We start from the raw sequence: 24,762 nt of genomic DNA on the forward strand, positions 1-24,762 counted from the left end.
ACAATGCCGCCCAGCTCCTGAGACACGCCCATACCGATGGCCGTGGTGATGGACTTGGGCAGCAGGGTCACATAAAGCTCGTGGTCCAGCCCGAACAGCTTGGCGCAGGCCAGCACACCCACAAGGCTTGCCAGAACGCCGGACAGGATGCCGCAAACCACTGCCTTCAGATTCTCCTTCAGCAGGCTCAACTGCTCATACAGGGGCACCGCCAGGCAGACCGTTGCCGGGGTGAGCAGGTAGGACAGATACTGCCCGCTGGCGTTGTAGCTCTGGTAATCCACACCCAGCACCAGGTTCACCCCGATCACGCAGATCACCGCAATGAGCAGCGGGTTGAGCACCGCCAGACGAAATTTCTTTTTCAGCGCAAGGCCCAGCTCGTAGGCCAGCAGGCTGACCGCCGCCCCATAAAACAGCGACGAGGCAAAAAACTCACGCATCCTTTTTCCCCTTTCCCCTTTGGATCACAAACTGAGTGGCCCGGCCGGTGACCACCATCACCAACACGGTGGTGAACACAACAGTGAGCGCAACCGGCCAGAACACCGAAGCCAAACTGGGCCAGGCATCGGTCAGGCCCACCGCCGCCGGGATGAACATAACCGGCATGATCTCGATGAGAAACAGCGCCGCCTCCCGCACCTGACTCACCCGGAGCAGACCGGTGCACAGCAGCACCAACAGGATGACCAGCCCGTATACACTGGCTGGAATCGGCAGCGGAATAACCGCTTTCAGCACCTCACCCACAAAGGAGATGGCGAGGATGCGGGTCGCTTGCTTTAAAAACTTCATTCGACTTCCCCACTTTATCCAAGCATTGCGCAACTGGTAGGACCAGTTGCGTTTTTGATTATACGGCGCACTTCCAGCCTTGTCAAGACAACGGAAAACAGAAAACCGCCCGCGGAGGAAAATTCCCCCGCGGGCGGTCATTCATAACAGACTGGTCAGAAATTGCTTCCGTTCCAGCCCCAGTATTCCGTTTCGGCGTATTTCACATAGATGCGCTCCGGCTGCACATCCAGCGTGCTTTCCAGAATTTCGGTGATCCGGCTGGTCAGATCGTCGTAGGCATCGTAGCGGGCACCGCCGTACAAGCTCACCTCAGCCAAAGCCGCCGGGGCATCGCTGCCCGCAAACCACAGATGTGCATCACCGGTGAAATTCAGCATCAGCCAGTTTTCGTTTTTGCCGGGCAGAATCTCGATGGCGCGGCCCAGCTGCGTTTTCAGCATCTCCTCGGTATTATCCGGAATGGAAGCATTGGTCACAATATGAATATAGGGCATGAAGATTGATCCTTTCTGATTATGAAGTAAATCCGACTCACGATTACTCGGTGCGCCAGTAGGCCACGCTGTAGGGCGGCATCTGGCTGCCGCCGCCGAAGTCATGGTCCGCACCGGTGATCAGGTCCACCGCGCGGCCGGCCTGGGCATCGAAATGGGCGGTGTAGGTCTCGCCGGATGCGTTCACTGCCACCAGCACCCGCTCATCCTCAAATTTGCGCTCGAAGATGATCTGGTGATTGGTGAGCATCACGTTGCGGTAGCTGCCGTAGCACAAAGCCTTGCTTGCCTTGTGAGCTGCCGCCAGCTTGGCGATCCACTCGGTAAGCTCATTTTCCCGGGGCAGCTCGATGGCCGGGCGCAGGGCGGCGTCGCCATCGCTCTTTTTACCCTCAATGCCCCACTCGCTGCCATAGTACACCGCCGGAGTGCCGGGCATGCCGAACAGAAGGCCGTAAGCCGGGCGCAGGTGTTCCTTGTTCTGCAGAATGCTGGCAATGCGTTCCACATCGTGGTTATCCAAAAAGGCCAACAGGTGCTTGCCCTTGTAGAGGGTCCAATGCTCGGGGCCGAACTGGCGGGCCAGACTGTGGCCGATCTCGAACATATTCATGCAGTTGAAGCTGGAATACAGACCCTTGTAGCATTCGTAGTTGGTGACGGAGTGGCACATCTCGTCGTTCATCCAGCGGTTGTAGTCCCCGTGCAGGGTCTCGCCCATCAGTGCGAAATCCTCCTTCAGACCGGAGGTGAAGCTGCGCAGCTGCTTTAAGAACTCCGGCGCCAGGCTGTAGGCCACATCCAGACGCAGGCCGTCGATGTCGAACTGCTCCACCCAACCGCGGAGGGAACGGAACAGATAATCCACCACCGCCGGGTTGTGCAGATTCAGCTTGACCAGCTCGTTGTGGCCTTCCCAGCCTTCATACCAGAAGCCGTCGTTGTACTCGGTGTTCCCATCGAAGCTGATGTGGAACCAGTCCTTGTAGGGGCTGTCCCATTTCTTTTCCCGCACGTCCTGGAAGGCCCAGAAGCCCCGGCCCACATGATTGAACACGCCGTCCAGCATGACGCGCAGCCCGGCCTCATGCATCGCCGCGCAGACCTTTGCAAAGTCCTCATTGGTGCCCAGGCGACAGTCCACCCGGGTCATATCACGGGTATCGTAGCCATGGCGATCGCTCTCAAACAGCGGGTTGAACAGCACGGTGTCCGCCCCGAGGACTTTGATGTGCTCCACCCAGTCCAGCACCCGGAGAATCCGGTGTTCCTGCACTCCGTCGTTCTCCGCGGGCGCACCGCACAGGCCCAACGGATAGATCTGGTAAATCACTGCTTCGTCAAACCACATATCGCGTTCTCTCCTTTATGCCCAAAAGGCATCCGTTTCTGCTTTCCAGTATACCATAGATTTGCCTAAAATTACACAAAAAACGCGCACAGAACGAAAACTCTGTGCGCGTTATGCTTATTAACTTTCCGAAAGAGTTTTCTCTCCGGGAGCAGCCGCTTCCGGCTCCAACGGCTCGCCATTTGCAGTGATGCCCTTGGCCTTCAGCTGGCTGGCAAGGAAATCACTGGTGAGCGAATACAGCACCGCGAAGGTGGGTACGCCCACCACCATACCGGCAAAGCCGAACAGACCGCCGCCCACGATGATGGCCACCAGCACCCAGATGGCGGACAGGCCGGTGGAATCGCCCAGGATCTTGGGGCCCAGAATATTGCCGTCAAACTGCTGGAGCGCCAGCACAAAGATGGCAAACTTGATGGCGTCGATGGGACTTGCCATCAGCAGGATCATAACGCTGGGAATCGCACCAATGAAGGGACCGAAGAAGGGAATCACATTGGTCACACCCACGATCACGCTGATCAGCAGAGTGAAAGGCATGCCCAGCAGGCTCATACCCACAAAGCAGATCACGCCGATGATGGCGCTGTCGATGATCTTGCCAATGATAAACCCGCTGAACACCTGGTTGGCATGGCTGCACACCGTGAGCACTCGCCGGGCCTTGGGCAGCGGCAGGAAAGCATAGGTGATCTTGTGCAGCTGACTCAAAAGCTTGTGCTTGTCCATCAGCATGTAAACCGAGGCGATGAGGGCCGTGAGGGCACTCACCACGCCGCTGCCCACTGCCATACCGTAGTTGAGGATCTCCGGCATAAATCTGGTCGCCAGCTGAGTAGCCTGATTCATCAGATCGGTATAGGAGACCAGCATGCCGGAGATGACCTCCGGGTCAATGTTCAGCCGGTCGCCCCAATTGTTCACTACCCCGTTCAGATTGTTCAGATAACCCGATGCATTGTTGATGAGCATGGTCACACTTTGTACCAGCTGCGGAATTACAAAGCTGAGCAACACCACCAGCATGGCGACTGCCAGCAGATAGCTGATGAGAATGCTTAGAATCCGCCGTCCGCCAAGCTTCGTTTCAAACCAGCGCACCGGGGCATCCAGCAGATAAGCCACCACAAAGCCCCAGATAAACGGCGCAAGAACATCCATTACGGTTTTCAAAGCGCCATGGACCAAATCCAGATTGGACATGGCCAGATAAAAGGTAATTCCAATCAACACCACCGCCAGATTGGAAAAAAAGCGGTGGTTGGGCCGCCATTTGTTCACACTGTTTCCTCCGTTAAATCGATTCCTTATTCATTTACATTCCGCCGGAACTCACAATATCCGCCGCAAACGGGGCTGCATTTTGAGTACATAAACATGCAGCAGATTGTTCAGCGCCGCGTCGTAGATCCAGAAGCAGGCGTTGCCCATGACCAGAAGTGCCGCCAGCATCCACTGCGCTGTTTGCGCAAATTCCTCCACCAGACTCGGCATCGGAAAAACGAACAGCAGAACGCTGTACATTGCCAGCACCGCGCCATTGAAGAAAACTGCCTTCACCAGCATCTGCAGCGCCCTGGTCGGAATCCGCTGGATGTACGCCTTCAAAAGCGGATAACACCCGAAGAAGAAGACGAAAATCGCTGCCATCTCCTTATCCGGCACAAAAAGCACCGACAGCACACCAATGGCCCCATAGCTCACCCAGGCCAGCCGCATCCCACATTCCACCGCCACCGGCATAAGCAGAAGCCCGCTCACTGCCGGAGCACAGAAGGTCGCAAAGGGAATAATGCTGCCGCTGAGCATCAACACAATGGAAAGCCCGCACATCACACCGCACAGTGCGATCCGGCCGCTTTGCCGCCTGCGCATCTCAGCAGCACCCCTGCCCGCCGCAGCTGCAGCAAAGATCCATGCAATACATGGCCATGCACATATCGCAGCAGCTGCAGCCCACCGCATTGGCCTGCGCGCCGCCGTAGGGTCCATAGGGATTGCCGGGCATCTGGCCCTGGGCGCTGCTCTGCAGGTTGTGCAGGGCAGCAGCATACTCCCGGTTGGCCGGGTCCAGCCGGCATGCCTGCTGGAAGTAGCGCAGCGCCTCGTTCATCCAGCCCTTGTAATAATAAGCGCTGCCCATCAAAAAGTTCCACTCGGCATTGGCCGGACCATTGGGAATGCTCTGCAGCTGGGCCAGAGCCTCGTCTGCCCGGCCCGCACGGATCAGAGCACGGATTTCCGGGTAGCTGCCGGTCGCCCCCTGAGGACCGCCGTTCTGCTGCTGGCCGGGATTCTGACCACCATAAGGATTCTGCGCGTTATTACCGGAAGCACCGGTGCGCAGCTCGCTCATCACCGTATCAAAGGCCTCGTTGATCTGCTCCATCTTGCGCTCGGCGTCCTCCCGCAGGGGACCTGCCTCGTAATTTTCCGGATTGTACTTCTGCGCCAGCGCCCGATAGGCCGCCTTTACCTCTTCCTCGCTTGCGCCCCGCGCAAGGCCCAAAACCTGATATGCGTCCATTTCTCTTCTCCCTTTTCATTCAAATTCAGTTCAACCCGCCGCGCCGTGCACCGCGGGCCGGCATTCCCGCCCGCTGAATGCTGCCGGGAATGCCCAGAAAAATAATGTTATCCAAAATCGGGCGGTTCAGCCGCAGCTCCAGCAGATTGTAGCAGCGGGCTGCTTCCCCCGCTGCCAGCCTGCACTGCAGCCTGGCCTGCTCCACAGCCTGTTCCTTGCTCAGGCCATTTTGCAGAAATACATTGTACCGGTGCTTTTCCCGGTCCTCTTCGTAGTCCTCCGCCGCGTCCAGCCAATAAAGAATCTTACCCAGAAACAGCCCCAGACGGCGCAGCACCCGTTCCTGATCCGGCGTTTGCGCACAGGCTGCCAGGATTTGAGCCGTCATATTGCCGGTGGGCTCAGCCGCTTCGTCGTAAAAAGCCGTCTGCTTTTGCTCCACCTGCTGCTGCAGCTCGGTCTGACGGGCCAGCTCTGCGTCGATTTCAGGATAAAGGGCCGCTGCCCGTTTGTAGGCCCGCCGCAGCAATAAGCGCAGTGTACGGGCCGCCAGCCGCTTGAAAGCGGTCTCGTCCGCTTCATCATCCACCAGCTTGTACCAGCTGAGCAGCACAAGACCCGCAGCCGCCAGCCGCAGCCCCTGGGTGCCCTTCTGCACACAGCGCTTTTGCAGCGGATTGGCAATGCACCGTTCCCGGCAGGGGCTTCCCGTCTCGCCGGAAAGGCCGTCGGCCAGAAGGGCCACCGTGACCAGGTCGTAGTTCAGCAGCATCCGGGGCAAAAAGCCGTAATCCGCCTTAAGCTGCTTGCACAGCCCGCAGTACATGGCCCGGTAGCTCTCGAATTCCTTCACTTTCATCTCCGGTTTTTCCGGAGTGACATATCCGAACATTCCACCGTTTCCTTTCCGCGTTTTGTGTGAAGCCCTGGGCAAACATCTGGCAACGCCGTATCATCCATTCTCCTTGGAATTATGCGGTATTGCACTAGGCTATCATACAATATTTTATCGCGCTTTACAACGCGAATGCACCTTTTCCTGACAAAGTTCCAAAAAAATTTACAAAGAAAATCTCCGGCCCGAAACCCGGGAGCACACAGAAAGACCGGGGCATGGATGTACCCCGGCCTTTCTGACTCAAATCTGCTGATCCAGTTCGCTGATGCCGCAGAACCGGTAGCCGTTTTCCGAAAACCAGTCAATAATATCTGGTAGAGCCTTCACCGTATTCTTGGTAGCCTTTGTATCGTGCATCAGCACCACGCAGGTGGTTTTGCCCTCAGCCTCCTTCACCACATTTTCGTAAATCGTTTCGGCGCTGGGATGGCCACCCGCCGCATCCTCCGCGCAAACGTTCCAGTCCACATACCGATACCCTTTTTCCTCCGCCTGCTCCTTCAGGGTTTTCATAATCCCGCTGCCGCCGTACTTGTGGCTCACCGTGTTGGTGCTGCCGCCGGGAAACCGCAGCCAATGGATGGTATCCAGATCCACATAGGGTTCAATGGTCTGGCGCAGCTGCTTGATGTCTGCCCAAAAGGCGGTGGTGCTTTCATAAATGGTCTTGTAGCTGTGGCTATAGCTGTGAAGGCCGATCTGGTGTCCCTCCTCGGTCATGCGCTGCAGCAGCGGAAGATATTTCTGGTTGTTCTCGGCCCCCACCACAAAAAATGTGGCGCACACGCCCTTTTCCTTTAAGATATCCAGCACCGATTCTGTGGTAGCGCTGGGGCCGTCGTCAAAGGTCAGAAATACCCTCTTTTCCTGTTCTGGTGTTTCGCTTTGCCCCGCTGCCGCCGGAACCACCGGCACGTTGGTCAAGTCCGCATTGCTGCATACCGCACTCTGCCCGGCAGCCCAGAGCATTGCCCCGGCCACTGCCGCGCAGCATACACCCCATGCTGTCAGCCAGAAAATGCGCTTTCGTTTCATGGATGCTTTCATATCCGATCCCCTCGTTTTCCGTTGTTGATTTGCCCCGGCAAACCTTTTATACTTATAGCTATGAAGTTCGGGGATGGGTTATCCCCTTTTTTGAAGGAGAAAAATATGGAAATCGCAACCCTTATATTGGCCGCCCTGGCCTGTATCTTCAGTCTGCTGGCTCTGCTGCGCCGCCCGCCGCAGAGTGATCTTTCCGGTGAGGACCTGGAAAAGGTGCGTCAGGATCTGCTGGCGGAGATTCGTCAGACTCGTCAGGAACTGAGCGGCCGCGTGATGGCCGGTATGCAGGCGGGTGCCAACCAGACCGAACAGAAGCTGGAAAGCATTCGTACCACTATGGAGGTCCGGCTGAACTCCATGCAGGCAAGCAACGACCGCCGTCTGAACGAGATGCGCCAGACCGTGGACGAGAAGCTGCAGAAAACCCTGGAGGACAAGCTGCAGAAGAGCTTTGGTCTGGTAAGCCAGCAGCTTGAGATGGTCTACAAAGGGCTGGGCGAGATGCGCACTCTGGCCGCCGGTGTGGGCGACCTGAAAAAGGTTCTGAGCAATGTAAAAACGCGGGGCATTCTGGGTGAGATTCAGCTGGGAGCAATTCTGAATGAGATCCTGGCCCCGGAGCAGTTTGCGGAGAATGTGGCCACAGTGCCCGGCAGTTCCGATCGGGTGGAATTCGCTCTTCGACTGCCCGGCGACGGAGATGGTCAGGTATGGCTGCCCATCGACGCAAAGTTTCCCTCGGACGCTTACTCCGCTCTGCTGGCCGCTTACGATCTGGGCGACCGGGCCGCAGTGGAGACTGCCGCCAAGGAGCTGGACAAACGCATCCGCAGCTTCGGCAAAGACATTCACGACAAGTACATTGCTCCTCCTCACACCACCGATTTCGGGGTCATGTTCCTGCCGGTGGAGGGGCTTTATGCTGAAGTGGTGCGCCGCGGCATTGCGGAGCGGCTGCAGCGGGAATTCAAGATCGTGGTGGCAGGCCCCACCACCATGGCAGCGCTGCTGAACAGCCTGCAGATGGGCTTCCGCACCCTGGCGATCCAGAAGCGTTCCAGTGAAGTTTGGAAGGTGCTCGCCAGCGTGAAGGCGGAATTCGACACCTTTGGCCAGGCACTGGCACAGGCGCAGAACCGACTGAACCAGGCCAGCCATGAATTGGAGAATCTGGTGGGCGTGCGCACCCGGCAGATCCAGCGCAAGCTGCGCCAGGTGACCGAGCTCCCGGCAGACAGCGATCCTGCCGCCATGATCGTTTCGAGCGGCCTGGAAGAAAATGAAAGTTAAGTATTGACTTTTTGCTTTAAACCTGATAGACTATTTCTTGCGGTCACAATCGGCCGCAGGATTATGCGAGGGTGGCGGAATCGGCATACGCGCATGTTTGAGGTGCATGTGGTTTTTACCTTGAGGGTTCAAGTCCCTTTCCTCGCACCATCTGGCTGAAGGACAACGGGCTTGAGTGCCCTTATCTTAAATAATGACTCTGTCTTTATTTGCTTTAACTTTGTGTTATCCAGAAAACCATCAAAAAGCAGAAAAGGGGCGGGAGTTTTTGGCTTCCGCCCCTTTCCTGCTTATCTCAAATAAAGCTGTACCATAATACATCACCCGCTCATTGTTGAAGCGCAGGAATCTGACAAACCCACAGATTCTCACTGCTGTTGATGTATCCGCTAAATTCGTAAACCGGCTGATAAAAACCCTTTGTATCGTAACGATACTCCAGTTTGCATTCCGTGATATGCAGTGTATCCCCTGGCTGGAATGGTACATACTGTTCAAATTTGCCCCGCCGCACCTGCTCATACGCTTCCTTTTCTGAAATAATCGGTTCGGTGCACACATATTCATTCCAGGTAACCTGATAAAAGAAGTCCGCCAGCAAACCGGATTTATCCAATCGAATCATCACAGAACCCTGCTGAAATGCCTTTTCCCCTTCAAACAAACTGGAAATTGGCAGAACATCCCACCTCAGAGTATCACCGTTCTGGACAGAAAACTCTAAATTTTCCGGAAGCAACTCCTGTTCGTTCATCCATTCTTCATAGCGCACTCGCAGCGAATCTATGGTTTCTTCTGTCAGTCGCGCAGCTGTTTCTACAAACGTAGTATAGCTCCACTCTCCTGTTCGGGAGAAAAAAATCATTCGGCATTCCGCTCCTTCCGCATTCTCCCCCAGACATCCAATATTCTCATTCTCTCGACGAATGGCTCTGGAAAAGGTTAGCGGTTCCAATTCTGCAATGGCTCCTCTGATCTTCTCGAACCTGCTCTTATCCCCGGAAAATTTGTTCTGATACACTGCAGCTGATACCTTTTGACACGAGGACTCCCATTCTTGTACAATTTTGATTGCTGACAGATCCTGATCTGCCGCCGGTAGGATGTCCATATTTCCATATGGCTGATTGTAATAGGTCCAAAATACCACTCCCAGAATCAGAGCAATCAGTGAAGGAATCAAAAAGACTTTTCCGAATGGAGCAAGACGGAGTTTCTTTTCTCGAGCAACATCCAAACCCGCCATAATACAGAAATATCCAAACATGCTGCCAAGTAGATTGTGAAACAGATCATCCAACTCAAAAATTCCGGTTCCCGTAAGGAGCTGAAATACTTCTATTCCCCCGGTCAGGCAAAGGGATACCACAACCGTAACCCACATTTTTTCCGCCTTTTTCCATAACAGTGGCAACAGGAAGCCCAGTGGCGTAAACATGATAATATTGAAAAGAATCAGCTGCAACTCACTGATCGACCAGTTATTCCATGCGCTGATATACCCACTAAGGAAGTCGACGTTAATAGAATCAGTAAAGTTTGCACCACGGCTCATTGATGTGAGGCAAAACACCAGGAATAGCCAGCAAATCAGCAGCCCTGCACAAATCACCTTTTCTATTGTTATTCTTTTCTTTCCATGAAAGAGTTTTCTGTAAATCAGATAAACTCCCCCAAGTGTCAGCAGCAGAATCATTGTGCCAGCCAGCGCAATGATTCCCCAGTGAAACAGGGTTTGAAAAATTGTAATAACATCCATATATAATCCTCCTTACAAATTACAATGCTGACTTTTTGCTTTTATCTTAATTTTTCTTTTATCAAAACGATAATCCATTCCTTTTGTTTTCAATGAGAAAAGATTACATTTTCCAAGCCGTCCCCCCTCTTCATCAGTAATTTTTTCCGCTGTTACCTCGCCAGTATCCATTAACCGGGCACAAAAGTGGCCACCGAAAATTTCTTACGATTTGTGGGAGCACATAGCGCTCATACAGGATTTTTCTCCATCTAAACATTAAAGGTGCGGTAAACATGTCCGTCTTTGGCTTTTTTCGAAAAAAGTGCTATACTATTAACGAAAGAAATATTGCCTGCTTTGTCCCCCAGTGGAAAGCCCGGTTGTGGGTGAAGCAGGCAGATATTCCCGCGCTTTGCTGCCGATCACATCGGCGGCAAGGCGCTTTCTTACAGGCAAAATCACACGGGCTTGAAATGTGAGGTGGAGCATGTATCAAATCGGACAATACATCATTTATGGCAGCACCGGCGTATGCAGGGTGGAAGGTGTGGTGGAGAAGCCTCCACTTGGTCTTTATTATGTTTTATCTCCTCTGTACGAGAGCGGCACCATTTATACCCCTGCTGAGCATCCCAAGGTTTTTATGCGGCCAGTCATCAGCCGTGACGAGGCGGAGGCGCTGATCGATCAGATTCCTCAGATTGTTGCCCGGCCGGACTGGACCAAAAACCTGCAGGAGCTGCGGGAACACTACCGCACCGCCGCTTGCAGCCATAACTGTTCCGATTTGATACGGCTCACCATGTCGATCCATGCGAAGAAAAAGGAACAGGAGGAGCGCGGGCGGCGCTTCGGCCAGGTGGACGAGCGCTTTATGAAACAGGCGGAAAGCAGTTTGTTCGGCGAGTTTGCCGTTGCACTGGGCATTCCCAAAGAGGAGGTCCATGCCTATATTTCCCGCCGGGTGGAGAATCTGCGTGCCATGCAGGTATAAGTAATTTATAAAGCCGCATTTGCATTTTGACCAACAGGTCAATGCAAATGCGGTTCTTTTTTGCTTTTTCATAAAACTTATTCATCATTACGCCATATTTTTGTATAATTGTTTGTCTAATTTATCAATTGAAACAATTGCATAAAATATTTATACTATATATCAACACACTGAACGACAGATTTTAGAAGGGGGTGTACGGAATGAGCGAACCTACCGCACGCGAACTGTTGGTTCAGCTGACCCAGGAGGCGGAACGTCTCCGGCTGTTGGATTTGGCAGACCGTTGCCGTTCTTTGGACGAACTGAAGGACTGCCTGCGCGCCATGTTGAAAGGCGTTGTTTGATTATATCCTTTATCTTTGCTCTCTATCATCTCTACATAGGGAAAGCCCCGGGCCAATCGGCCCGGGGCTTTCCTTTTCTTGTATTATTCCGCTGCCTCTGCATCTGCAGGCGGCGCTTTTTTCAGATAGCGGGAAGCGAATTCCTCCGGTGGAATGGGGCAGCTGTAGAAGAAACCCTGCCCATATTCACAGCCAATGGAAGAAACGAACTCCTCATCCTGCTGCACCTCCACGCCTTCGGCCACGGTGGTGATCTGCAGGTCTTTGGCCAGCTTGACCACATTCTTCAGAGCCAGCTTGTTTCTTTCCTTCTTATCCGGCGCGCTTTCCAGCAAAAAGTCCTTATCAAACTTCACCTCATCCACCTGAATGCCTGCGAGTACATTCAGAGAAGAATAGCCGCTGCCGAAGTCATCCAGAGACAGACGGAACCCCTTCTCGTGCAGCTGTGCCAGCGTTTTGTTCATCTGCTCGATGTTCTCGATGGCCAATCCCTCCAGGATCTCCAACTGAATGAACCGGTTCGGGATACCATACCTCTGCAGAATCGAACACAGTCGATCCACATAATCCGACTGATAGAACAGCAGCCGGGACTGGTTCACCGAGATGCAGATCGGCTCGTAGCCTGCATCCATCCATTCCCGCAGCTGGCAGCAGGTCCGGTCCACCATGTAAAGGTCCAGCCGGGCGCAGAAGCCGTTCTTCTCAAAAGCGGGAATAAATTCATTGGGATAAACCAGCGTTTCATCCGGACGAATCCAACGCACCAGGGCCTCGGCACCTTCTATCTGACCGGTCTGCAGGCGTACCTTGGGCTGCAGGAACAGCTGGAATTCCTGCTTGGCCAGCGCATTCTGCATGCTGCTTTCGATGCTGTTCTGGAAATTCTCCTTCCGATGCATGGCCCAATCGTAGAAGGCAAGCACGTTCTGATATTTTTTCACTGCATGCTTTTGTGCAAATTCCGCCTTGTGCAGCAGAAGCCGTACCTGATCCTCCGGCGGCGCGTCCTCCTGCACCACCGCTGCGCCCGCATACAGAATGATGGGATAGCTTACATTCAGCTCTTGAGCAATGCCTCCGGCGCGTTCCATGATCTGCTCCACCCGAACACGAACCTGCTGCTCCTCATTGGTGTGAAGGAACAGATAGAACTGGTCTGCACTGGAGCGGCAGAAACATTCCTTCTCCCCCATCAGCTGGCTCAGCACTGCCGCCAGCTTTTTCAACACCTGGTCCGCCTGCGCTTTGCCCAGAATCTCGTTGATATACTGAAACTGCCGGATGTTCATGGTGACCAGCGCGTATGAAGTATCCTCCTCCAACAGATCCTCGGCACACTGCGTGAATTTTTCGAAATTATAGGTACCGGTCAGCCGGTCATAGTAGGCCAGCTTCATCAATTCCTTATTGCTGCCCCACATGGCCCAACGCACATACCACAACAGACCCAGACACAGCAAAATAATCATTCCGCTGAGCACGTTGGAGGTGATGAGAATGGAATAAATCGGGCTTTTGCCGGAGTTCACCGTATCTGCATAGCCCAGATACCAGCCATTCATTCCGAAAGGCTGCATATAAACGGTTTGGTCATTTCCCTCCAGATGGAAGGTGAAATGAAACGCTTCATTATTTTTCATCTGCTGCAGAGCCGACTGTGCAGCCTGTTCCTCCACGCCGGACTGGCTGAGGAAATTTTCCGTTCCCTGCGGCACGAGCGGATTATCTTCCGAAGCAGCAATGATCTGTCCGCTTTGATCCACCCAGACCACATCCAGCTTATTCTGAGAGATAGGAGGCTGTGCGAGAATCTTCTGGAAGGCACTCAGATCCTTGGACGCTGCCACCACGCCAGTCACCTGCCCATCGGCAGACTGCACCGGCGCAGCATACATAATCAGCTGCTGCTCCATGCCCAGATCGTAATAAACCTGAGAAGCGGTTTTTTTGCCCTGCAGCGCATAGCGAATCAGCTGCTGCACCTCCGGCTCCAGAGACTCCATGGAGATGTTCTCTTCCAATGTACCATCCGCCCGGACGCGGCTCTGCATCCCCTGCCAGGTGTAATATCCCATGCGCAAAAAGGAATTTTCCTGGCGAGCATCCTGCAGATCGATCGCAAAGCTGCGGAACTCAGTGCTGGATTTCCCCTGCATAAACTCCGCCAGAATCTGCAGTGCCTCCCGGTCGGTACTCATTCGGTTGCGCATCTCCAGCCAATATTCGTTCATGGAGGTTTGCAGCTGTGTATTATAGGACTTTCGGTTGGCCTGCTGGATCGATGCAATTCCCATACAGGAAACAACAATCAACGAAACACCGATCAACACCGTGGAAAGGGTGATCTGCACAAAGCGCTGATGCATCCGAGGCCGTGACGCCCGTTTGACTGTTCTGTTCTTTTTCAGGAGCGCCATCTCCTGCCTCCTTTCCCGGCATTTTCCACATTATAGATTTTTATAAAAACAGCAAAATTCTTTTAATATTTTACTCCATATCAGCTATTGTGCGCAAGATGTTGCCGGGCCCTTCGGCTGGATAAATGGCCTGTGCGGCAAAATTTTCTTCGCCTTTATTCGTTTTCGCCTCTTTTGGGACTACCCCCTATTATATAGGTAGCAACCATGCTGCCCGATGCAGCAGGCAAAAAAAGATTCAATTTTTTTAAGTTTCCCCCTTGACAATTCCTGGATTCTTGCTAAAATGTACTTAAATAATTTTAGTTAAATAATTTTAATTAAAATTATAAAACCATTTTTTGACACATTTCAACACATCAAAAAAACAACCCAAGAAAGTGAGAGTTTTATCATGTTTGAGAAAGTACGCGACATCATTGTGGACACCCTGAGCTGCGACGCTGACAAAGTGACCATGGAGGCCAGCCTGGCCGACGATCTGGGCGCTGACAGCCTGGACGCTGTTGAGCTGAACATGGCTCTGGAGGACAACCTGGGCGTTGCTATCTCCGACGAGGAGCTGGCCAACATGAAGACCGTTGGCGACATCGTGAATTACCTGGAGGCCAACGCCTGATTTTTGCGGCGTAAAGCAAAGCGCTTTTTACCGGCGTTTTGCATCAGCTCTGGCAGGGCGGCCGGAACGCGGCGATCCGCCGCCTGTTCCGGCCTGCTCTCTGCCGGGGCTGATTTTCTTTTGGCGCAAAAGGCAGCGCAGCGCGCCGCCTTCCTGTGCCCGACTACGATTTATAAGGAGGTTCCCGGCATGACCTTGGAACAAATCACCAGCCTGCTGAAGGCGTTTGACGAAAGCTCCGCCAGCCGTTTGAAGTACACCTGCGGTGAGGAGCAGATCACTTTGGAAAAAGCAGTCGCCCAGAGCGCCGTCGTTTGTGCGCCGGTCGTGGAGGCTGCCCCTGTTGCTGTGGCCCAGCCCGCAGCCGCACCCGCCGCTGCTGCCCCTGCTGCCGGGGCCACCATCGATGCTCCTCTGGTGGGCACCTTCTATGTGGCCAGCGCCCCGGGCGAAACACCCTTTGTGAAGCCCGGCGACACCGTGCACAAGGGTCAGACCATCGGCCTGATCGAAGCCATGAAGATGATCAACGAGATCCCCGCTCCCTGCGACTGCGTGATCGAGAGCCTGGTCGCGCAGGACGGCGCTCTGGTGGGCTTTGGCGATCCGCTGTTCCAGATCCGGGAGCTGTAAGCCATGTTCAAACGAATTTTAATTGCCAATCGCGGCGAAATCGCGGTGCGCATCATCCGCGCCTGCCGCGAGCTTGGCATCGAGACTGTGGCGGTGTACTCCACCGCCGACGCCAGCGCCCTGCATGTGCAGCTGGCTACCCGGGCCGTATGCATCGGCCCTGCTAAGGCGGCTCAGAGTTACTTAAACCAGACCGCCATTCTGACCGCTGCGGTGGAAAGCGGCTGTGAAGCCATCCACCCCGGCTACGGTTTCCTTTCCGAAAACGACGAATTCGCGGATCTGTGCACTCAGTGCGGGCTCAAGTTCATCGGCCCCAGCGGCGATGTGATCCGCAAGATGGGCAACAAGGCCGCAGCCCGCGAACTGATGATCAAGGCGGGCGTGCCGGTGGTGCCCGGCTCCGACGGCGTGATTGAAAGCGCCGAAGACGCTTTGAAGGTAGCCGAGCGCATCGGCTACCCGGTGTTGCTGAAGGCCAGCGCCGGCGGCGGTGGACGCGGTATGCGCCGGGTGTTCAGCCCGGAGGAGCTGCCCGCTGCCTTTGCCTCTGCACAGGCGGAGGCTGTGGCCTGTTTTGGCAACGGCGAGATGTATCTGGAAAAGCTGGTTCTTTCCCCCCGGCACATTGAATTCCAGATCATGGCCGACCAGCAGGGCCATGTGGTCCATCTGGGCGAGCGCGACTGCTCGATCCAGCGCAAGAACCAGAAGCTGATGGAGGAATCCCCCTCCAAGGCGCTCTCCCCCGAGCTGCGCCAGGCCATGGGCCGGGATGCGGTAAAGGCCGCCCAGAGCTGCGGCTACGAGGGCGCGGGCACCATTGAGTTTGTGCTGGACCCGGACGGCAACTACTACTTTATCGAGATGAATACCCGCATTCAGGTGGAGCACCCGGTCACCGAGATGGTCACCGGGCAGGATCTGGTGAAAGAGCAGATCCGTGTGGCTGCCGGGCTGCCTCTCTCCTTCACACAGGAGGATGTAAAGCTGAACGGCCACGCCATCGAGGTGCGGATCAACGCGGAAGACCCCGCCAAGAACTTCGCCCCCATGCCCGGCAAGACCGAGTTCGTGCACTTCCCGGGCGGCTGCGGTGTTCGGGTGGATTCCGCTTTGTACAACGGCTACGAGCTGAGCCCCTTCTACGATTCCATGGTAGCCAAGCTCATCGTGCACGCCCCCACCCGCCTGGCCGCTATCCGCCGGATGCGCCGGGTGCTGGAGGAGTTCATCGTGGAGGGCTACCCCACCGGCGCGGATCTGGCTCATCTGATCCTGTACCACCCGGATTACCTGAAGGGCGACTACAACACCTCCTTCATCGAGAACAACCTGGACGAGGTGCTGAGCTGGATGGAGAAGGGTGCGCCTCTGGCCGACGAGGAGGAACGCTAAATGCTGAACGAACGATTTTCTGACCGGCGCCAGCGGCTGCTGCGCCTGAAGGTAATGCGGGAGGGCGGACGTCTGCCCTCCTCCAGCCGCATTGACGCGCCGGCCATTTTCGAGCAGTGCCCTGCCTGCGGCGAAGCCGTGAGCAAGCGGCAGTGGGCCGATCAGCTGTACGTCTGCCCCCACTGTGGCCATCACCGGCCCATCGGTGCATACCAGCGCCTGGCTCTCACGCTGGATTCCGGCACCTTCCAGGAATTGAACGACGGCCTGTGCGGCGATAACCCCCTTGATTTTGAGGGTTACGACGCCAAGCTGGAGGGCCTGCGCCGCCGCACCGGACTGTCTGAGGCGGTGGTCACCGCCAAGGGACTCATCGGCGGCTGGCCCGCTGTTGTGGCTGTAATGGATGGCCGCTTCCTGATGGGCAGCATGGGCGTTGCGGTGGGTGAAAAGGTGGCTCTGGCCGCCGACACCGCCCGCAAGGCGAAGCTGCCCCTGGTGATCTTCTGCGCTTCCGGCGGTGCCCGGATGCAGGAGGGCATCCTCTCGCTGATGCAGATGGCCAAGACCGCCGAAGCCATCACCCGCTTCCAGCAGGCGGGCGGTCTGTACATTGCCTGCCTGACCCATCCCACCACCGGCGGCGTGACCGCCAGCTTTGCTTCCCTGGGTGACATCACCCTGGCCGAGCCCAAGGCCCTGATCGGCTTTGCCGGCCCCCGCGTGATCGAGCAGACCATCGGTCAGAAGCTGCCGGAGGGCTTCCAGCGCTCCGAGTATCTGGAGGAGCACGGCTTTGTGGACGCGGTGGTTCCCCGCAGTCAGATGAAATCCACACTGATGCAGCTGCTTCGGCTGCACGCCAAAGGAGGTGCCCGCCGTGGCTGAACTGCATACCCCCGCTGAAAAGGTGGCGCTGGCCCGGCATGCGGGCCGCCCCGGTACGGCGGATTACATCAAGGCTCTGTTCACCGATTTCTTTGAGCAGAAGGGCGACCGGCTGTGCGGCGAGGACGCGGGCATTCTGGGCGGCATCGCCATGTTTCATGGCCGCCCGGTCACAGTGATCGGCCACCGCAAGGGCCGTAATCTGGAGGAAAACACCCGCTGCAACTTCGGTATGCCCAGCCCGGAGGGCTACCGCAAGGCCCAGCGGCTGATGCGCCAGGCAGACAAGTTCGGCCGGCCCATCATCACCTTCATCGACACCCCCGGCGCCTATCCCGGCCTGGAGGCCGAGGCCCACGGCCAGGGCGAGGCCATTGCCCGCAGCCTGGCTGTGATGAGCGAGCTGAACGTGCCCCTGATCGCAGTGGTCACCGGTGAGGGCGGCAGCGGCGGCGCACTGGCGCTGGCCATGGGCAACACGGTGCTGATGCTGGAAAACGCCATCTACTCGGTGCTTTCCCCCGAGGGCTTTGCCAGCATTCTCTGGAAGGATTCCACCCGCAGCTCCGAGGCCTGCGACGTGATGAAGCTCACCGCCCAGGATCTGGAGCAGCTGGGCGTGATCGACGGGATTATTCCCGAGCCGGCGGAGGGCGCGCACGCAAACCCCGCCGCCGTATTTGACGCGGTGGACGCAGCGCTGCAGAAGGCCCTGCGCCAGGCGGACCGCATTTCCGATCCGGCGGCTCACCGGCACAAAAAATTCAGAACCATGGGTTCCGCATTCCTGCAAGAGCCCGGAAAGGACCTTTTCTGATGACGGGACTGGAAATTCTGGGCACCGGGCGCTGCCTGCCGCGGCGCTGTGTGACCAACGACGATATGGCCCGCATGGTGGACACCAGCGACGAGTGGATCTCCACCCGCACCGGCATCCGCCAGCGGTATTTCTGCGGGGAGGACGAAGGCGTTGTGAGCCTTTCCACGGGCGCTGCCCGCAAGGCGCTGGAGAAGGCCGGTGTGAGCGCAGATCAGCTGGGTCTGATCCTGACCGCCACCTTCACCCCGGACAGCTTCACCCCCTCGGTGGCCTGCCAGGTTCACGAGGCGCTGGGCTGCACCGCCGCTATCCCCTGCTTTGATCTGAACGCCGCCTGCACCGGTTTCATCTACGCGCTGGAAACCGCCCGCTCTCTCCTGATGGCGGGCAGCGCCGGGGAGTATGCCCTGGTCATCGGCGCGGAGTGCATCTCCCGCGTACTGGATATGGAGGACCGCTCCACCTGCGTGCTGTTCGGCGACGGCGCAGCCGCCGCTGTGGTGCGTCTGGCGGATGTTCCCTACGCCTGCGTACTGGGCGGCCGTGGCGAGGCGGCCGGGCTGCATGCCAACAGCCTTCTGCCCGGCCAGAACCGCACCCTGTTCATGGACGGACGGGCGATTTTCCGCTTCGCGGTGGACATCATCCCCAAGTGCCTGAACCAGCTGTTCGAGAAGAGCGGCACCAGTCTGGAGCAGGTGGACCATGTGGTCTGCCACCAGGCAAACAGCCGCATCATCGACCATGTGGTGAAAAAGCTGGGTGCACCGGAAGACAAATTCTACAAGAACATGCATCGCTACGGCAACACCTCCGCCGCCAGCATTCCCCTCGCTTTGGACGAAATGCTGGAATCCGGCGCAATTCAGCCCGGTCAGACCGTGGCCTGTGTGGGCTTTGGCGCGGGGCTGACCTGGGGCGCGGTACTGCTGCGTTTCTAAGCAAAGCCCCTCTGATAAAAAAGGAGTAACAATATGCGTTTGAACGAGATCCTCGGAACCGAATTTCCCTTCATCCAGGGCGGTATGGCCAACATCGCCACTGGCACCTTTGCCGCTGCGGTTTCCAACGCGGGTGCGCTGGGCCTGATCGGCGCGGGCGGCATGACCGCCGACATGCTGCGAGAGCAGATCCACATCTGCCGCAGCCTGACCGACAAGCCCTTCGGCGTAAACATCATGCTGATGAATCCGGACGCTGAGAAGATGGCACACATCGTGGTGGAGGAAAAGGTTCCCGTTGTGACCACCGGTGCAGGCAATCCCGGCGCTTACGTTTCCATGTGGAAGGAAGCGGGCATCAAGGTATTCCCCGTTGTGCCTGCCGTTGTGCTGGCCCGCCGCATGGCCGGTCTGGGTGTGGACGGCATCATCGCCGAGGGCACCGAGAGCGGTGGCCATGTGGGCGAGATGACCACCATGGCTCTGGTGCCTCAGGTGGTGGATGCCATGAAGGAGTACAATCTGCCCGTAATCGCAGCCGGCGGCATCGCTGACGGCCGCCAGCTGCTGGCTGCCTTTGCACTGGGCGCCTGCGGCGCACAGCTGGGCACCTGCCTGCTGGTGAGTGAGGAGTGCCCCATTCACGAAAACTACAAGAACGCCGTGCTCAAGGCCAAGGACAACGACACCGTGGTCACCGGCCGCATCGCCGGTACCCCCGTGCGTATCCTGAAAAACAAGATGGCCCGCAGCTATGTGGCGCAGGAAAAGGCCGGCGCTGACAAAATGGAGCTGGAAAAGTACACTCTGGGCTCTCTGCGCCGCGCCGTATTCGAGGGCGACACCGACACCGGCAGCCTGATGGCCGGTCAGGTAGCAGGCATGCTGCATGAGGTACGCCCCCTGCGCACCATTTTTGAAGAGCTGAACAACGGCTGCATCGAGCGGCTGCATCAGCTGGAACAGGAGTAAGCTTATGCAGGCTGTAACCATCCGCGGCCGCACGCTGCAGCTGCCCATTCTGCAGGGCGGCATGGGCGTGGGCGTGTCCCTGGGCGGGCTGGCCGGTGCCGTGGCTGCCTGCGGCGGCATGGGCACCATCAGTACCGCGGTGGCCGGTTTCAACGAGCCGGACTTCGACCGTGACCCCAATGGGGCCAACCTGCGCGCCCTGGAAAAGGAAATCAAGAAGGCCAAGGAGCTGGCCGGCGGACTGGGCATGGTGGCCATCAATGCCATGGTTGCCACCACCCAGTATGCAGACAGCATCCGTACCGCCATCAAGGCCGGTGTGGACGCGGTGGTCTGCGGCGCGGGTCTGGCGGTGGATCTTCCCGCCATTGCCGGTGATGCGGATGTGGCGCTGGCGCCCATTGTGTCCAGCTCCCGGGCCGCTGCCACCCTGTGCAAGCTGTGGTACAAGCGCTTCGGCGTGCTGCCCGACTTCATGGTGGTGGAGGGTCCCCTGGCAGGCGGTCATCTGGGCTTTGAGGAACAGGACGTGAAGAACGGCTCTGCTCAGTGTCTGGAGACATTGGTTCCGGCCATCACCGAGCAGCTGCGCCCCTTTGAGGAGCTGGCAGGCCGTCCCATTCCGCTGTTTGCGGCGGGCGGTGTTTACACCGGCGAGGATGCGGCCCGGCTGGAGCAGCTGGGCGCGGCGGGTGTACAGCTGGCCACCCGGTTCATCGGCACCTACGAGTGCGATGCCTCCCCCGCTTACAAGCAGGCCATGCTGGACGCAAAGCCGGAGGATGTGCGCATCGTGCACAGCCCGGTGGGCATGCCCGGCCGGGCGCTGAACAGTCCGCTGATCCAGCGTCTGGCTGCAGGCGAGACCTTTTCGCCCAAACGCTGCGTAAACTGCCTGGTCCCCTGCAAAAAGGCGGATACCATCTACTGCATTGCCAATGCGCTGATTGAAGCAGTGCGCGGCAACTGGCAGGAGGGACTTTTCTTCTGCGGCGCCAATGTGGGCCGCATGACCAAACTGGTTCATGTGCGGGAGCTGATGGATGAGCTTGCCGCCGAATGGAGGAAACAGACACAATGAAACTTGCGATTTTGTATGCCGGTCAGGGCGCTCAGCACGCCGGGATGGGCAAAGATCTTTACGAGAGCGAACCCTTGTTCCGCGCCGCGCTGGATGCCGCGGACGCTTCGGTGGATTTCGACCTGAAGCAGCTGTGCTTTGAGGGCCCGGATGAGACCCTGAGCCAGACCCAGTTCACCCAGCCCTGCATGGTAGCCTTCGCCGCCGGTCTGACCGCCGTGCTGAAGGACAAGGGCATCGAGCCTGCCGCTGTGGCGGGCCTGAGCCTGGGCGAGTATTCCGCCCTGTGCTGCGCCGGTGTGTTCGACGCAGCCACTGCCGTTTCCCTGGCCGCCTTCCGCGGCAAGGCCATGGAACAGGCCGTGACCGGCCGTCCCTGCGGCATGGCCGCTATTCTGGGTCTGGACCGTGAGGCGCTGAGCGCCGCCTGCGCCCAGGCTGCCCAGGCCACCGGCGGCGTGGTGGAGATCGCCAACTACAACTGCCCCGGCCAGATGGCCATTGCGGGCGACCAGGCCGCTGTGGACGCTGCCTGTGAGGCTGCCAAGGCCGCCGGTGCAAAGCACTGCGTGCCCCTGAAGGTCTCCGGCCCCTTCCACACCTCGCTGATGGCTCCCGCCGGTGATGCGCTGCGGGAGAAGTTCAAGGAGGTATCCTTCGGCGAGATGAGCTGCCCGGTATATTTCAACTGCCTGGGTGCTCCCAAGGCCGACAGCGACACCATCCCCGCCCTGCTGGAGAAGCAGGTACAGTCCAGCGTGTACATGGAGGACATCATCCGCCGCATGGCCGAGGACGGTGTGGACGCATTTTTGGAAGTAGGCCCCGGCAAAACGCTGGCCGGCCTTGTGAAGAAGACTGTGAAGGGCGCTGCTGTTCGCTCGGTGGAAACCGCTGAGGATCTGACCGCCGCCCTGGAATGGCTGAAAGGAGAAGCCTGATGGAAGCAAAACAGAGTGCACTGGTAACCGGCGGCAGCCGCGGTATCGGCCGGGCCATCTGCCTGGCCCTGGCCGCGCAGGGTGTGAATGTTGCCGTAAACTACGCGGGCAGCGCCGCTGCCGCCGAGGCTGTGGCCGAGGAGTGCCGCGCCCTGGGCGTGGAGGCCTTCGCCATTCAGGGCAACGTGGCCTGTGAGGCTGACGCCCAGAACCTGATCGCCCAGACCGTGGAGCGCTTCGGCCGCATCGATGTACTGGTAAACAATGCGGGCATCACCCGTGACAACCTGATGATGCGCATGAGCGAAGAGGATTTCGACGCGGTGCTGAACACCAACCTGAAGGGCGCCTTCCACTGCATGAAGGCCGCCTGCCGCCCCATGATGAAGCAGCGCAGCGGCCGGATCGTGAACGTTTCCAGCATCGTGGGCGTACGCGGCAACGCAGGTCAGGCCAACTACGCGGCCAGCAAGGCTGGTCTGATCGGCATGAGCAAGAGCCTGGCCAAGGAGCTGGCTGCCCGCGGCGTGACCGTGAACTGCGTGGCCCCCGGCTTCATTGAGACTGATATGACCGATGTGCTGCCCCAGGCCGTGAAGGAGAAGCTGCTTGGCGAGATCCCCATGGCCCACCTGGGCAAGCCCGAAGATGTGGCCGCCGCTGTGGCGTTCCTCGCCAGCCCCGCTGCCGGTTATGTGACCGGTCAGGTGCTGTGTGTGGACGGCGGCATGGCCGTTTAAAAGCCCTGAATTGAAGGAGGAGCTTACAGATGGATAAACGACGCGTTGTAATCACCGGCATGGGCGCGGTGACTCCCCTGGGCCTGACCCTGGAGGAAAGCTGGGCCGCCGTAAAGGCCGACACCTGCGGCATCGGCCCCATTACCCAGTACGACACCACCAACCAGAAGGTAAAGCTGGCGGGCGAGGTGCGCGGCTTTGAGCCCGAGCAGTACATCGACAAGCGCGAGGTTCGCAAGACCGACCGCTTTGTGCAGTTCGCTCTGGCCAGCGCCGCCCAGGCCATGGAGCACAGCGGCCTGGTGATGGAAAACGAGAACAGCCAGCGCTGCGGCGTGGTATTCGCCAGCGGCATCGGCGGTTTCTCCACCGTTCAGAATGAGTGCCTGAAGGGCAATGAGAAGGGCTACGATCGTGTAAGCCCCTACTTCATCCCCATGGCCATCTCCAACATGGCAGCAGGCAACATCGCCATCCGCTTCGGCTTCCACGGCATGTGCACCTGCCCGGTGACCGCCTGTGCCTCCGGCACCAACGCGGTGGGCGATGCCTTCCGTCAGATCCGCGACGGCTACGCCGATGTGATCCTGGCCGGCGGCAGCGAGGCCACCGTCACCTCTCTGGCGGTGGGCGGCTTTACCTCCCTGCATGCCCTGCACACCGGCAGCGACCCCAAGCGCGCTTCCATCCCCTTTGACAAGGAGCGTTCCGGCTTCGTGATGGGCGAGGGCGCGGCCGCTCTGGTACTGGAGGAGTACGAGCACGCCAAGGCCCGCGGCGCCAACATTCTGGCCGAGGTTGTGGGCTACGGCTGCACCTGCGACGCACACCACATCACCGCTCCCCTGCCGGACGGCTCCGGCGCGGCGGGCGCCATGACACAAGCTCTGGCCGACGCGGGCGTGGACGCTGCCAGCGTGGATTACATCAACGCTCACGGCACCTCCACCGCCATGAACGACGCGGGCGAGACCGCCGCCGTGAAGCTGGCCTTCGGCGAGCATGCCAAGGAGCTGGCCATCAGCTCCACCAAGTCCATGACCGGCCACCTGCTGGGCGCTTCCGGTGCTGTGGAAGCTGCCTTCACCGCCATGGCCCTGCACGACGGCTTCATTCCCGCTACCCTGGGCTACCAGGTGCCGGACGAAGCCTGCGATCTGGACATTGTTCCCAATCACGGCCGTGAGGCTGCCATCCGGTACGCCATGTCCAACTCTCTGGGCTTCGGCGGCCACAACGCAAGCATCCTGTTGAAGAAGTGGGAGGAGTAAACCAATGACTTTGAATTCCAATGAGATCATGGAGGTTCTGCCTCATCGCTTTCCCTTCCAGCTGGTGGACCGCATCACCGAATGCGTGCCCGGCCAGATGGCAGTGGGCCGCAAGTGCGTGACCGTAAACGAGCAGTTCTTCTGCGGCCACTTCCCCCAGAAGCATGTGATGCCCGGTGTGCTCATCATCGAAGCACTGGCTCAGGTGGGCGCGGTTGCCATTCTCACCGAAGAGGAGAACAAGGGCAAGATCGTGCTGTTCGGCGGCATCAAGAATGCCCGCTTCAAGCGTCAGGTGGTTCCCGGCGATGTGCTGGAGCTGAAATGCGAGCTGACCGCACGCCGCGGCCCGGTGGGCTTTGGCAAGGCTGTTGCCACTGTGGACGGCCAGATTGCCGCCATGGGCGAGCTGACCTTCGCCATCAGTTGATTTGCTGCAGCACCGCACAATTTTAAATGGATGTGAATTGTGCGGTGTTGCCTTAACCGACGCATCTTGGTATAATATTATCACCGCAGCAGGCATACGGTTTTTTCATACC

26 protein-coding genes and 1 tRNA gene are annotated in these 24,762 nt (G+C 57.8%); 16 read left to right on the top strand and 11 right to left on the bottom strand.

What is annotated here, in order from left to right:
* The 9 genes from J7G73_RS06400 to J7G73_RS06440 all read right to left on the bottom strand — a co-directional run.
* Nucleotides 1–443, bottom strand: a 443-nt coding sequence (locus J7G73_RS06400; protein WP_291245660.1) for an LrgB family protein, incomplete at its 3' end; no start/stop codon positions are given.
* Complete coding sequence (locus J7G73_RS06405; RefSeq protein ID WP_087293755.1) at nucleotides 436–798, bottom strand: CidA/LrgA family protein; 363 nt, start codon at nucleotides 796–798, stop codon at nucleotides 436–438. The genes J7G73_RS06405 and J7G73_RS06400, both read right to left, overlap by 8 nt.
* A gap of 155 nt (nucleotides 799–953) precedes the next feature.
* A complete protein-coding gene (locus J7G73_RS06410) occupies nucleotides 954–1,295 on the bottom strand; it encodes a phenylpyruvate tautomerase MIF-related protein (RefSeq protein ID WP_291245661.1) in 342 nt (113 codons plus the stop codon).
* 43 nt (nucleotides 1,296–1,338) lie between these two features.
* The gene (locus tag J7G73_RS06415) at nucleotides 1,339–2,646 is read right to left on the bottom strand and encodes an alpha-amylase family glycosyl hydrolase (protein ID WP_291245662.1); all 1,308 of its coding nucleotides are present in this window, start codon (nucleotides 2,644–2,646) and stop codon (nucleotides 1,339–1,341) included.
* A gap of 120 nt (nucleotides 2,647–2,766) precedes the next feature.
* Nucleotides 2,767–3,930 carry an AI-2E family transporter gene (locus J7G73_RS06420; RefSeq protein WP_291245663.1) on the bottom strand — a complete coding sequence of 388 codons (1,164 nt, stop codon included), beginning with the start codon at nucleotides 3,928–3,930 and terminating at the stop codon, nucleotides 2,767–2,769.
* Between the two features lie 51 nt (nucleotides 3,931–3,981).
* Entirely contained in the window at nucleotides 3,982–4,524 is a 543-nt protein-coding gene (locus tag J7G73_RS06425; protein WP_291245664.1) for a hypothetical protein, read from the bottom strand.
* A gap of 1 nt (nucleotide 4,525) precedes the next feature.
* Nucleotides 4,526–5,176 (bottom strand): DnaJ domain-containing protein, encoded by a 651-nt coding sequence (locus tag J7G73_RS06430; protein ID WP_270913233.1) that lies wholly within the window; start codon nucleotides 5,174–5,176, stop codon nucleotides 4,526–4,528.
* A 25-nt stretch (nucleotides 5,177–5,201) separates the two neighbouring features.
* Nucleotides 5,202–6,068, bottom strand: a complete 867-nt coding sequence (locus J7G73_RS06435; RefSeq protein ID WP_291245665.1) for a DUF5685 family protein — start codon at nucleotides 6,066–6,068, stop codon at nucleotides 5,202–5,204.
* A gap of 246 nt (nucleotides 6,069–6,314) precedes the next feature.
* Nucleotides 6,315–7,121 carry a polysaccharide deacetylase family protein gene (locus J7G73_RS06440; RefSeq protein ID WP_291245666.1) on the bottom strand — a complete coding sequence of 269 codons (807 nt, stop codon included), beginning with the start codon at nucleotides 7,119–7,121 and terminating at the stop codon, nucleotides 6,315–6,317.
* A 105-nt stretch (nucleotides 7,122–7,226) separates the two neighbouring features.
* Here J7G73_RS06440 and J7G73_RS06445 point away from each other — a divergent pair, with 105 nt between their 5' ends.
* Together J7G73_RS06445 and J7G73_RS06450 are read left to right on the top strand one after the other, a co-directional pair.
* Complete coding sequence (locus J7G73_RS06445) at nucleotides 7,227–8,411, top strand: DNA recombination protein RmuC (protein WP_291245667.1); 1,185 nt, start codon at nucleotides 7,227–7,229, stop codon at nucleotides 8,409–8,411.
* Nucleotides 8,412–8,476: 65 nt separating this feature from the next.
* Nucleotides 8,477–8,561, top strand: a tRNA-Leu gene (locus J7G73_RS06450).
* Between the two features lie 178 nt (nucleotides 8,562–8,739).
* Here J7G73_RS06450 and J7G73_RS06455 read toward each other — a convergent pair.
* Nucleotides 8,740–10,170, bottom strand: coding sequence for a VanZ family protein (locus J7G73_RS06455; protein ID WP_291245668.1), 1,431 nt, complete (start codon nucleotides 10,168–10,170; stop codon nucleotides 8,740–8,742).
* A 469-nt stretch (nucleotides 10,171–10,639) separates the two neighbouring features.
* Here J7G73_RS06455 and J7G73_RS06460 point away from each other — a divergent pair, with 469 nt between their 5' ends.
* Nucleotides 10,640–11,146, top strand: coding sequence for a CarD family transcriptional regulator (locus J7G73_RS06460; protein WP_087293773.1), 507 nt, complete (start codon nucleotides 10,640–10,642; stop codon nucleotides 11,144–11,146).
* Nucleotides 11,147–11,349: 203 nt separating this feature from the next.
* On the top strand, nucleotides 11,350–11,493 hold the full coding sequence (locus J7G73_RS06465) for a hypothetical protein (protein WP_156417385.1): 144 nt from the start codon (nucleotides 11,350–11,352) through the stop codon (nucleotides 11,491–11,493).
* Between the two features lie 83 nt (nucleotides 11,494–11,576).
* Here the strand turns inward: J7G73_RS06465 and J7G73_RS06470 are convergent, their stop codons facing one another.
* On the bottom strand, nucleotides 11,577–13,865 hold the full coding sequence (locus J7G73_RS06470; RefSeq protein ID WP_291245669.1) for an EAL domain-containing protein: 2,289 nt from the start codon (nucleotides 13,863–13,865) through the stop codon (nucleotides 11,577–11,579).
* A gap of 442 nt (nucleotides 13,866–14,307) precedes the next feature.
* Between J7G73_RS06470 and acpP the strand changes: the two genes are divergently transcribed.
* The 12 genes from acpP to fabZ all read left to right on the top strand — a co-directional run bounded on the left by acpP (nucleotide 14,308) and on the right by fabZ (nucleotide 24,650).
* Nucleotides 14,308–14,535: an acyl carrier protein gene (gene acpP, locus J7G73_RS06475; RefSeq protein WP_087182075.1), complete on the top strand. Its 228-nt coding sequence runs from the start codon at nucleotides 14,308–14,310 to the stop codon at nucleotides 14,533–14,535.
* Between the two features lie 189 nt (nucleotides 14,536–14,724).
* Nucleotides 14,725–15,168, top strand: a complete 444-nt coding sequence (accB, locus tag J7G73_RS06480; RefSeq protein ID WP_291245670.1) for an acetyl-CoA carboxylase biotin carboxyl carrier protein — start codon at nucleotides 14,725–14,727, stop codon at nucleotides 15,166–15,168.
* Nucleotides 15,169–15,171: 3 nt separating this feature from the next.
* Nucleotides 15,172–16,566 carry an acetyl-CoA carboxylase biotin carboxylase subunit gene (gene accC, locus J7G73_RS06485; protein WP_087293779.1) on the top strand — a complete coding sequence of 465 codons (1,395 nt, stop codon included), beginning with the start codon at nucleotides 15,172–15,174 and terminating at the stop codon, nucleotides 16,564–16,566.
* Nucleotides 16,567–17,454, top strand: coding sequence for an acetyl-CoA carboxylase, carboxyltransferase subunit beta (gene accD, locus J7G73_RS06490; RefSeq protein ID WP_367113959.1), 888 nt, complete (start codon nucleotides 16,567–16,569; stop codon nucleotides 17,452–17,454). It abuts the gene before it with no gap.
* Nucleotides 17,447–18,271 carry an acetyl-CoA carboxylase carboxyltransferase subunit alpha gene (locus J7G73_RS06495; RefSeq protein WP_291245671.1) on the top strand — a complete coding sequence of 275 codons (825 nt, stop codon included), beginning with the start codon at nucleotides 17,447–17,449 and terminating at the stop codon, nucleotides 18,269–18,271. Before accD ends, J7G73_RS06495 begins: the two co-directional genes overlap by 8 nt.
* On the top strand, nucleotides 18,271–19,215 hold the full coding sequence (locus J7G73_RS06500; protein ID WP_291245672.1) for a beta-ketoacyl-ACP synthase III: 945 nt from the start codon (nucleotides 18,271–18,273) through the stop codon (nucleotides 19,213–19,215). Before J7G73_RS06495 ends, J7G73_RS06500 begins: the two co-directional genes overlap by 1 nt.
* Nucleotides 19,216–19,248: 33 nt before the next feature.
* Nucleotides 19,249–20,187, top strand: a complete 939-nt coding sequence (locus J7G73_RS06505; RefSeq protein ID WP_291245673.1) for a nitronate monooxygenase — start codon at nucleotides 19,249–19,251, stop codon at nucleotides 20,185–20,187.
* Between the two features lie 4 nt (nucleotides 20,188–20,191).
* Complete coding sequence (locus tag J7G73_RS06510; RefSeq protein ID WP_291245674.1) at nucleotides 20,192–21,268, top strand: nitronate monooxygenase family protein; 1,077 nt, start codon at nucleotides 20,192–20,194, stop codon at nucleotides 21,266–21,268.
* Nucleotides 21,265–22,209, top strand: a complete 945-nt coding sequence (gene fabD / locus J7G73_RS06515; RefSeq protein WP_291245675.1) for an ACP S-malonyltransferase — start codon at nucleotides 21,265–21,267, stop codon at nucleotides 22,207–22,209. The genes J7G73_RS06510 and fabD overlap by 4 nt, the downstream gene beginning before the upstream one ends.
* Nucleotides 22,209–22,949, top strand: a complete 741-nt coding sequence (fabG, locus tag J7G73_RS06520) for a 3-oxoacyl-[acyl-carrier-protein] reductase (RefSeq protein ID WP_291243688.1) — start codon at nucleotides 22,209–22,211, stop codon at nucleotides 22,947–22,949. Before fabD ends, fabG begins: the two co-directional genes overlap by 1 nt.
* 29 nt (nucleotides 22,950–22,978) lie before the next feature.
* On the top strand, nucleotides 22,979–24,220 hold the full coding sequence (fabF, locus tag J7G73_RS06525; RefSeq protein WP_087293797.1) for a beta-ketoacyl-ACP synthase II: 1,242 nt from the start codon (nucleotides 22,979–22,981) through the stop codon (nucleotides 24,218–24,220).
* Between the two features lie 4 nt (nucleotides 24,221–24,224).
* Nucleotides 24,225–24,650: a 3-hydroxyacyl-ACP dehydratase FabZ gene (gene fabZ / locus J7G73_RS06530; protein WP_058966095.1), complete on the top strand. Its 426-nt coding sequence runs from the start codon at nucleotides 24,225–24,227 to the stop codon at nucleotides 24,648–24,650.
* The last annotated feature ends 112 nt before the right edge of the window (nucleotides 24,651–24,762 follow it).

Source organism: Allofournierella sp., from assembly GCF_017889395.1.
In the GTDB taxonomy this organism is placed as follows: domain Bacteria; phylum Bacillota; class Clostridia; order Oscillospirales; family Ruminococcaceae; genus Allofournierella.

Coding starts and splice junctions, on each gene's coding strand:
- J7G73_RS06430 (WP_270913233.1), bottom strand. CDS start 5,176: ATGGACGCATATCAGGTTTTGGGCCTTGCGCGGGGCGCAAGCGAGGAA.
- accD (WP_367113959.1), top strand. CDS start 16,567: ATGCTGAACGAACGATTTTCTGACCGGCGCCAGCGGCTGCTGCGCCTG.
- J7G73_RS06405 (WP_087293755.1), bottom strand. CDS start 798: ATGAAGTTTTTAAAGCAAGCGACCCGCATCCTCGCCATCTCCTTTGTG.
- J7G73_RS06415 (WP_291245662.1), bottom strand. CDS start 2,646: ATGTGGTTTGACGAAGCAGTGATTTACCAGATCTATCCGTTGGGCCTG.
- J7G73_RS06465 (WP_156417385.1), top strand. CDS start 11,350: ATGAGCGAACCTACCGCACGCGAACTGTTGGTTCAGCTGACCCAGGAG.
- fabZ (WP_058966095.1), top strand. CDS start 24,225: ATGACTTTGAATTCCAATGAGATCATGGAGGTTCTGCCTCATCGCTTT.
- fabD (WP_291245675.1), top strand. CDS start 21,265: ATGAAACTTGCGATTTTGTATGCCGGTCAGGGCGCTCAGCACGCCGGG.
- J7G73_RS06445 (WP_291245667.1), top strand. CDS start 7,227: ATGGAAATCGCAACCCTTATATTGGCCGCCCTGGCCTGTATCTTCAGT.
- accB (WP_291245670.1), top strand. CDS start 14,725: ATGACCTTGGAACAAATCACCAGCCTGCTGAAGGCGTTTGACGAAAGC.
- J7G73_RS06500 (WP_291245672.1), top strand. CDS start 18,271: ATGACGGGACTGGAAATTCTGGGCACCGGGCGCTGCCTGCCGCGGCGC.
- J7G73_RS06510 (WP_291245674.1), top strand. CDS start 20,192: ATGCAGGCTGTAACCATCCGCGGCCGCACGCTGCAGCTGCCCATTCTG.
- accC (WP_087293779.1), top strand. CDS start 15,172: ATGTTCAAACGAATTTTAATTGCCAATCGCGGCGAAATCGCGGTGCGC.
- J7G73_RS06435 (WP_291245665.1), bottom strand. CDS start 6,068: ATGTTCGGATATGTCACTCCGGAAAAACCGGAGATGAAAGTGAAGGAA.
- fabG (WP_291243688.1), top strand. CDS start 22,209: ATGGAAGCAAAACAGAGTGCACTGGTAACCGGCGGCAGCCGCGGTATC.
- fabF (WP_087293797.1), top strand. CDS start 22,979: ATGGATAAACGACGCGTTGTAATCACCGGCATGGGCGCGGTGACTCCC.
- J7G73_RS06505 (WP_291245673.1), top strand. CDS start 19,249: ATGCGTTTGAACGAGATCCTCGGAACCGAATTTCCCTTCATCCAGGGC.
- J7G73_RS06470 (WP_291245669.1), bottom strand. CDS start 13,865: ATGCATCAGCGCTTTGTGCAGATCACCCTTTCCACGGTGTTGATCGGT.
- J7G73_RS06425 (WP_291245664.1), bottom strand. CDS start 4,524: ATGCGCAGGCGGCAAAGCGGCCGGATCGCACTGTGCGGTGTGATGTGC.
- J7G73_RS06460 (WP_087293773.1), top strand. CDS start 10,640: ATGTATCAAATCGGACAATACATCATTTATGGCAGCACCGGCGTATGC.
- J7G73_RS06410 (WP_291245661.1), bottom strand. CDS start 1,295: ATGCCCTATATTCATATTGTGACCAATGCTTCCATTCCGGATAATACC.
- J7G73_RS06440 (WP_291245666.1), bottom strand. CDS start 7,121: ATGAAAGCATCCATGAAACGAAAGCGCATTTTCTGGCTGACAGCATGG.
- J7G73_RS06455 (WP_291245668.1), bottom strand. CDS start 10,170: ATGGATGTTATTACAATTTTTCAAACCCTGTTTCACTGGGGAATCATT.